Source organism: Helcobacillus sp. ACRRO (genome assembly GCF_022347125.1).
Taxonomy (GTDB): Bacteria; Actinomycetota; Actinomycetes; order Actinomycetales; family Dermabacteraceae; genus Helcobacillus; species Helcobacillus massiliensis.
Map to the genome: position 1 here is coordinate 26,141 of NZ_JAKRNG010000028.1, position 7,663 is coordinate 33,803.

At 67.9% G+C, this 7,663-nt stretch carries 8 protein-coding genes; 4 read left to right on the plus strand and 4 right to left on the minus strand.

From position 1 onward, the window contains the following. The 3 genes from MHY20_RS09665 to MHY20_RS09675 all read left to right on the plus strand — a co-directional run bounded on the left by MHY20_RS09665 (window position 1) and on the right by MHY20_RS09675 (window position 2,373). Window positions 1-1,806, plus strand: coding sequence for an ABC transporter ATP-binding protein (locus MHY20_RS09665; RefSeq protein WP_239376467.1), 1,806 nt, complete (start codon window positions 1-3; stop codon window positions 1,804-1,806). A gap of 66 nt (window positions 1,807-1,872) precedes the next feature. Then, the gene (locus MHY20_RS09670) at window positions 1,873-2,178 is read left to right on the plus strand and encodes a metalloregulator ArsR/SmtB family transcription factor (protein ID WP_239376469.1); all 306 of its coding nucleotides are present in this window, start codon (window positions 1,873-1,875) and stop codon (window positions 2,176-2,178) included. A 48-nt stretch (window positions 2,179-2,226) separates the two neighbouring features. Then, window positions 2,227-2,373 carry a zinc transporter permease gene (locus tag MHY20_RS09675; protein ID WP_183377234.1) on the plus strand — a complete coding sequence of 49 codons (147 nt, stop codon included), beginning with the start codon at window positions 2,227-2,229 and terminating at the stop codon, window positions 2,371-2,373. A gap of 75 nt (window positions 2,374-2,448) precedes the next feature. Here the strand turns inward: MHY20_RS09675 and MHY20_RS09680 are convergent, their stop codons facing one another. Both MHY20_RS09680 and MHY20_RS09685 read right to left on the minus strand, forming a co-directional pair. Then, window positions 2,449-3,015, minus strand: a complete 567-nt coding sequence (locus tag MHY20_RS09680) for a cysteine hydrolase (RefSeq protein WP_239376471.1) — start codon at window positions 3,013-3,015, stop codon at window positions 2,449-2,451. Further along, on the minus strand, window positions 3,008-4,465 hold the full coding sequence (locus MHY20_RS09685) for a cytosine permease (RefSeq protein WP_239376479.1): 1,458 nt from the start codon (window positions 4,463-4,465) through the stop codon (window positions 3,008-3,010). The genes MHY20_RS09680 and MHY20_RS09685 overlap by 8 nt, the downstream gene beginning before the upstream one ends. A gap of 424 nt (window positions 4,466-4,889) precedes the next feature. On the opposite strand from MHY20_RS09685, the gene MHY20_RS09690 reads away from it, so the two are divergent. Continuing rightward, complete coding sequence (locus MHY20_RS09690; protein WP_239376473.1) at window positions 4,890-5,765, plus strand: hypothetical protein; 876 nt, start codon at window positions 4,890-4,892, stop codon at window positions 5,763-5,765. A gap of 94 nt (window positions 5,766-5,859) precedes the next feature. Here MHY20_RS09690 and MHY20_RS09695 read toward each other — a convergent pair whose 3' ends face one another. Next, window positions 5,860-6,690, minus strand: coding sequence for an MBL fold metallo-hydrolase (locus MHY20_RS09695; RefSeq protein ID WP_239376475.1), 831 nt, complete (start codon window positions 6,688-6,690; stop codon window positions 5,860-5,862). Continuing rightward, window positions 6,683-7,663: arginase family protein (locus MHY20_RS09700; RefSeq protein ID WP_239376477.1), on the minus strand; the 981-nt coding region annotated here is incomplete at its 5' end. The genes MHY20_RS09695 and MHY20_RS09700, both read right to left, overlap by 8 nt.

Sequence of the window (7,663 nt, forward strand, 5' to 3'; positions counted from 1 at the left end):
ATGAAACCCCTCCTGCGCATCCTCAGCTTCACCCGTCGGCTCTGGCCGTTCTACCTGGCGATCCTCCTCACCAGCACCCTCGCCACCGTCGCGACCCTGCTGGTGCCGTTCCTCGTCGGTCACGCCACCGACATCGTCGCCGCCTCCGCCGCGAACGGCGGCCCCGCCGACGGCGCCATGTCCTCCATCATCTGGACCGCCGTGTGGATCCTCGTGGCGCTCACGGCGCAGGCGCTGCTGCACAACATCGGCGGCTGGTACGGCGACGTCATGGCCAACCGCATGCGCACCATCCTCTCGGTCCGCTACTACGAGAAGCTGCTGCACCTGCCGCAGTCCTGGTACGACAGCGAACTCACCGGCACCATCGTGGCGCGGCTGAACCGCTCCATCACCGAGATCTCGCAGTTCGCGAAGACCATGTCCAACATGTTCGCGACCATGCTGCTGACCACCGTCGCGGTGCTCGTCATCTCCGGCTGGTACGCGTGGCCGCTCGCCGTGCTGCTCGCCATCGTGTTCCCCGTGTACGTGTGGCTCACCGCCCTCACCTCCACGAAATGGCAGAAGCTCGAAGGGCAGAAGAACGAACAGATCGACATCGCCTCCGGCCGCTTCAGCGAAGTGGTGGGGCAGATCCGCGTGGTGAAGTCGTTCGTGCGTGAGAAGGGCGAACTGAACGCCTTCACCCGCCGCTTCATCACGACCGACGCCACCACTCGTGAACAGTCGAAGCACTGGCACACGATGGACATCCTGCGCCGCACCGCCCTCAACGTCGTGTTCTTCGCGATCTACGTGATCATCTTCGTGAACACCGTGCAGGGAGCGTTCACGGTCGGCGAGATGGTGCTGCTGATCCAGATGATGATGATGGCCCGCCAGCCCGTGGAGTCGATGAGCTACCTCATCGACATGGCCCAGCGCGCCATCGCCGGCTCCCGTGACTACTTCCGCGTCATGGACACCCCGATCGATGCCCGCTCCCCGATGCGGACCCTGCAGCAGTCACGCGATTCCGCGATCGCACCCGTGGCGGGGGCGCCGACGGTGGAGTTCGACTCCGTCCACTTCGCGTACGACGAAGGGGGCGATGTCCTCCAGGACATCTCCTTCAGCATCCATCATGGCGAGAAGGTGGCGTTCGTCGGCGAGTCCGGCGGCGGCAAATCCACCATCGTGAACCTCCTGCTCGGCCTCTACCAGGCCCGCTCGGGACGCATCTCGGTGGCGGGGCACGACGTGGCGGACCTGCAGGTGCAGGACCTGCGCGCCCGGGTCGGCGTGGTGTTCCAGGACGCGTCTCTGTTCTCCGGCACGATCCGCGAGAACATCGCCTACGGCCGGCCCGACGCCACCGATGACGAGATCCGCGCAGCCGCCCGCAAAGCCAACGCGGAGCGCTTCATCGAGAAGTTCGCCGACGGGTACGACACCGTGGTGGGGGAGCGCGGCCTGAAGCTGTCCGGCGGGCAGAAGCAGCGCATCGCCGTGGCCCGCGCCATCCTCAAGGACGCCCCCATCCTCGTTCTCGACGAAGCCACCAGCGCCCTCGACACCAAGAGCGAACGCGAAGTGCAGCGCGGCCTCGACGAACTGATGGCGGACCGCACCTCCCTGATCATCGCGCACCGCCTGTCCACCATCGCGAACGTGGACCGCATCGTCACCCTGAAGGACGGGCAGATCGACGAGATCGGCACCCCCGCGGAACTGGCCCGTTCCGGCGGCATCTACGCGGAGCTGCTGGCGATGCAGAACGCGGGCGCCCGCAAGCAGTTGGAGCGGTTCGGGATCACTGGCTAGCCGGGGCGCCACCAACCAACACATCAAGATATTGCAATAAAGCAATATATATGTCAGGCTGGGCATATGAGCGAGATGGACCACCTCATCCGAACTGCGGAGCTGTTCAAGGTTCTGGGCAATGCGGCCAGAGTCGGTGTGCTTCTCACGCTGCGTGATGGGGAAATGCCGGTGGGGCGAATCGCGGAGGCGTCGAACTTGGCGCAGCCTGTGGTGTCGCAGCATCTCAAAGCGCTGAGAAGCGTGGGATTGGTAACCTGCTGCCGGCATGGCAAGGAAGTCCGCTACTCAATCTCGGATCAGCAAGTGCTGCACGTGGTTGAAGATGCGCTCGCTCATACTGCTGAAAACCTTGCGGGTGCCCAGCACTGACTGTGCAGGCACTGCAGACCAGAAAACACCACTGACAGAGGAGCGGACATGTCCTGCGAAAAGCACCACACTAAGGAAGAGCACACTCACGGCGAGAACTGCGGTCACGAAGCAGTGCAGCACGGTGACCACGTGGACTACATCCACGATGGCCACAAGCACGCCGAGCACGGTGATCACTACTGCGAGCACTGATCGCTCCAGCATTGGCCCGCCCCATCGATCACGCACGTGGTTGATGGGGCGGGCGTTTTTATGATTCGAAGGCGTTTATGTTGTGGTGGCGCGGGACGCCAGCACTGTGGCGGTCGTCGTGATCTGCACTTGCGGCGGGTACAGCCCCATCACGTGCATCGCCGCCGTACCATTCTCGGTGCTGGAAGCGGCGCAGGCGTCGGCGACCACGGTGATGCGGGCGCCGGCGTCGGCCGCGGGCAGGACGGTGGAGATCACGCAGCAGTCCGTGGACACGCCCGCCACCACGACCTCGGTGGCGTCACCCACAATGTCGCGCAGCTGCTGATGCCATTTGCCGAACGTCGGCTCATCCACCGTGGGGTGCGGGGACAGGTCTTCGAACCCCGGCAGCAGGTCGTACAGCGGGTCGTCGGCGGGGACGTCGGCGAACGGCCACGCCTCGAAGTAGTCACCCCACGAGGTGGAGCGGTTCGCGGTGGGCAGCCATCGCGTCACGACGACCCGCTCACCGAACGCGTCGGCGAGGCGAAGGATGTTGGGTTCGGCGTCGGCCCAGAACGGCGACTGCCAGTCACTGCCGTCCGCCGCGAAGATGACCTGCGGGTCCACGATCACGAGGAACGGCGAAGGCTCAGCCACGACGCCCCTCACCGCGGCCCAGCGCCCCCTCTTCCTGGCGGCGGATCGAGCCGCGCCGCAGCACCAGGGTCACCAGGAAGCTCAGCACGAGCGACAGCAGCACCCCGAGGTTGGAGTACGCCCAGTCGCCCTCCCAGAACCCGTCGGCCGCATTCCACCTGCCGAGGCCGAGCGGCTCCAGCAGGTAGCCCTGCCAGTTGTTCCACGAGGCCTCCCCGGCGAAGGAGTTCACCACGAGCCCCCAACCGACCAGCGACGCCACCGCCATCGTCCCAATCGAGGTCCAGTCGATCGAGCCGTAGCGGCCGCGCGCGTCGAACAGGGCCTGCTCGTCGTAGTCGGCGCGGCGGCTGAGGATGTCAGCGATGAGGATGCCTGCCCAGGAGGCGAGCGGCACACCGAGGGTGATGAGGAACGACTGGAACGGCGCGATGAAGCTCTGCGCGAAGAACACCACCCAGACGGTGCCGAGAGTGAGGATGATGCCGTCGATTGCGGCCGCCGCGGGGCGGGGGATGTTCACGCCGAGGGACAGCAGGGTGAGGCCCGAAGAGTAGATGCCCAGGACCGCGCCGGAGACGAGGGTCAGCACCGCCACGATCCAGAACGGGATCAGCGCCCACAGGGGGAGGAGAGTGGCGAGCGCCCCGATCGGGTCATCGCCCACCTGAGCGGCGAAGTCGGCATCGGAGCCGGCGAGGAGGAGGCCGAACGTCACCAGGATGATGGGGGCTGCGGAGCCGCCGATGGTGTTCCAGGCGACGATCGCCCCGTCGGACGTGGATCGGCGCTGGTACCGCGACCAGTCCGCGGCGATGTTGATCCAGCCGAGCCCGAACCCGGTCATCACCATGACGAGCGCACCGACGGTCTGCTGAACCGTGCCGTTCTCCATCGACATCACGGCGCCGAGGTCGATGTGGGGGATCACGAGGATCATGAACAGGATGGTGAACGCGCCGGTCGCCCACGTCAGCATCGACTGCATCCGCATGATCGTGTGGTAGCCGAGCACGGACGCCCCCACGATGAGCGCCGCGATCGCGACCGCGGCGATCACGAGCACGGTGGTGCCGTGGGCGAGGCCGAGCAGTTCGAACACGGTGGCGGTGGCGAGCACGGCGGAGATCGCGAGCATGGTCTCCCAGCCGATGGAGGTCAGCCACGAGACGATGCCGGGCACCTTCTGCCCGTGCACCCCGAACGCTGCCCGGGACAGCACCATCGTGGGGACGGAGCCGCGCTTGCCGGCGATGGCGATGAGGCCGCACAGCAGGAACGAGACCACGATGCCGATGATGGAGACGATCACGGCCTGCACGAAGGAGATGCCGAAGCCGAGGGTCCACGCGCCGTAGGACATGCCGAACACGGAGACGTTGGCGGCGAACCACGGCCAGAAGAGCTGGTGGGGTGCGGCGGTGCGCTCCGATTCGGCGATGACGTCGATCCCGTTGCGTTCGACGAGGGTGCGGTCGGGGCCGACGGGTGCAGCGCCGACGGGTGCAGCGCCGGATGGTGGACGATGGGGTTCTGGGGCAGCAGTGCTCACAGGCGACACCTTGAGGAGTGAGGCCGCGGCGCGGAGATCGGAGAGCGCCGGGCGGGTGGGAACAGTGCCACCATCGTAGCCCCGGTCCGGGCAGGCACTGGGGCTGGTATGCGCCGGGGGTGGTGGGATGAATGCCGTCATGGCGCGCCCGAGTGGTGCCGCACTGGTCGCGGGCGGGTGGGGACCGGTCACGCCCTGTTGATCTCGTTCAGGTAACGGGAGCATGCTGGAGATGAGCGCCGTACAAGTGTCTTAACCCATTGGTAGGTGACCGCCGGCGCGCATGGGCCCCCGACCATCCCTCCACCAGAAAGGCTCTCCGATGACTGAGCGCGACTCGTCCACCACCTCTGCCCGGCGAGACTTCTCCCGCCGCCGCGCCCTCGCGGCCGGTGCGGCGTGGACGGTGCCCGCCGCTGCGGTGTCCGTTGCGGCGCCGGCGTACGCAGCCTCCAGCGGCACCTGCAACAGCGCCTCTGTGCAGAAGATCGACGCCGCCTTCCTGAAAGCCGAGCAGCAGTTCTTCTGCAACGGCAAGCCGATCTCACTCGACATCAACTTCTATCAGCCGCTCGGCGCTGGCAACGGATACGCCACTGATGTCTATGTGAACGTCACGAACGCCGGTAGCTGCCCAGTGACGTTCTCGTCCACGCAACCGCTCAACCTCGGTGTGCGCCTGATGAGCTACAACGACCTGTCCACCACTAAGGTCCGCACCGGGCGCGGTCTCACGAGCGTCGTCACCAGCTGGGGCACCCGCACTGTCAACGGTGGGGGAGGCATTGGGCCGCAGCCCACGAACGGCGCGGCGAACCAGGTGCATCACACGGTCAATTGGGCAGCGACCGGAAAGCTCGCCGCTGCGGGTTCGGGCGATACGACTGCGGACATTCGCTTCGGCATCTCCGGCGGCGCAGTCAGCGGCCAGCGGTGGACCAACTATCTGACGGTCACGGTGCCGACGGCGCAGACCTTCGCCCCGAGCCTCGCGAGCATCGGCTTGCCGAACCAGTCGCTGTGCGTGGACTACTACAACCAGAAGCTCGCGACCATGAAGTCGCCGATCAACTGGACGATGTCCGGCCCGCAGACCAGCAACACAAAGGTCCCGGTGCAGCCAGGCACAGTCATCAGCTCGCTCGACACCGGCAATGCGTCCACCGGTGGCGCGGCCTCGAAGGACGGCATCTGGTAAGCCGTCCCGCCCGAACGTGAGCAGAATGCCGCACGCATAGCGCGCTCCAGGCGTGCTTTCTTCTGCTGAACTGTGGGGAGCGGCCGTTCCCAGCTCAGGCTGGGCCGATGCCGCTCTCCGCGACGGAGGCGAGCAGCTGCTCGTGCACAGCGCGCATCTGCGCACTCTCCAGTCGCGGATCGTTCGGGGTGCGCCCTGCCATGGCGTGCCGCAGGTAGCGTCGGTCCGCGTCTAGGCGCTCCATCGCGGCCTGCCCCCAGCCCACGTGCCCGTGTCCCGGCACGATGACCTGCGCTTTCGCCGCGTACGGCTCCAGCCGCTCCAATGCGTCGAGGTACGGGCCGATGTTCGCCGCCGAGTACGGCAGCGGCAGCTCCACATCGCTGAGCATGTCTCCCGCAATGAGCACGCCCTGGTCCTCCAGCCAGACCGCGGTGTGGCCGTCGGCGTGGGCGCTGTGCACGATGAACTCCGGCTCGAACCCGCGCGGCACCGCGCCCGCGGGCAGCCAGATCCGCGAGGAGTCCGCCGGTGCGTGCGGCGCCGGCTCCACGCGCCCCACCAGGTCGCCCAGGACCGCACCGACGGAGCCGGGAGCGCCCATGAAGTCCGGTCCGAGGGCCGCGACCATGTCCTCCCGGTGCTGTGCGCACTGCGCCGCCGTCGGCAGCGACCCGTAGCGGGGCGCGGGCCCGAACGCGGGGTGCCACAGCACGTGATCATGGTGGGCATGGGTGGAGAAACCGCCCGTGACCTGCAGGGACCGTGACCCCAGCTGGTCGGCGAGGTCCGCCAGCTCATCGGGTTCCCACGACGGGTCGATCAGCAGCGCTTCGCTGATGGACGCCAGCACCGTCGAGGTGGTCAGGTCCCGGCGGGAGGTGCTGACGAGCACCCCCGGGGCGACGGCGTCGAGCTCACTCACCGGCAGTCTCGCCCGCGGCGATGCTCGCAGCGTCGGTGATGAGCCGGGCGGCGGCCTTCGCGGTGCGGCCGTCGATGTCCAGGGTCGGGTTCAGCTCTACCACGTCCAGCAGGCGCAGCTTCCCCGTCCGCGCCGCCACCTGCACCGCATGCAGGATCAGCGCGAACTCCACCCCGAACGCGGCCGGAGCTGACACCCCGGGGGCGGTGTGGGCGGGCAGGACGTCGAGGTCGATCGTCAGGTAGAGGACATCGAGCTGCTCGGCGAACGACTCGATGAAGTCGGCGATGCCGTCCCGGCCGACGGATGCGCACTCCTCATCGGTCATCCACTCAACGCCGAGGTCCCGCGCGGTATCGAACAGGACCTTCGTGTTCGACGCCTCCGCAATGCCGACCACCGCGTAGTTGAGGTCGCGGCCCTGCGCGCGCTCCGCCTCAGCGATCTGCAGGAACGGGGTGCCGGAGGAGGGGGCGTCGGCGCGGCGCAGGTCGAAGTGGGCATCGAGGTTGAGGACGCCCCAGCGGGGCCGGTCACCAGCCGCGCCCGAACCCGCACCGGCGTCGCCTGTCGCGCCCGTGCCGGCGTCGTCCGGCCGAAGCGCACCGGCGTCCAGGGCCTGCTGAAGGCCGCCGTAGCTCGGCCACGCCGTCTCGTGGCCGCCGCCGAGCACCACGGTGAGCGTGTTCCCGTCGGCCGACAGCGCCCGACCGGTGGCGTCCGCTTGCCGCGCCTGCCCGTCCTCGAGGTCCTCCCCGTGGGTGACCTCATCGCCGTGGTCCACGATCGCGACCGAGCCGTCCCCGAGGGGGCCGTGCAGCGCCATTCCGGAGAGGGCGGCGCGCAGTGCCCGGGGACCGTCGGCGGCGCCGGTGCGGCCCGCGTTGCGGCGCACCCCTTCGTCGGAGCGGAAGCCGAGCACGCCGATGTGGCGACCGAACTCGGTGGGGGAGGAGGTGTCGGGTCCGGGGGC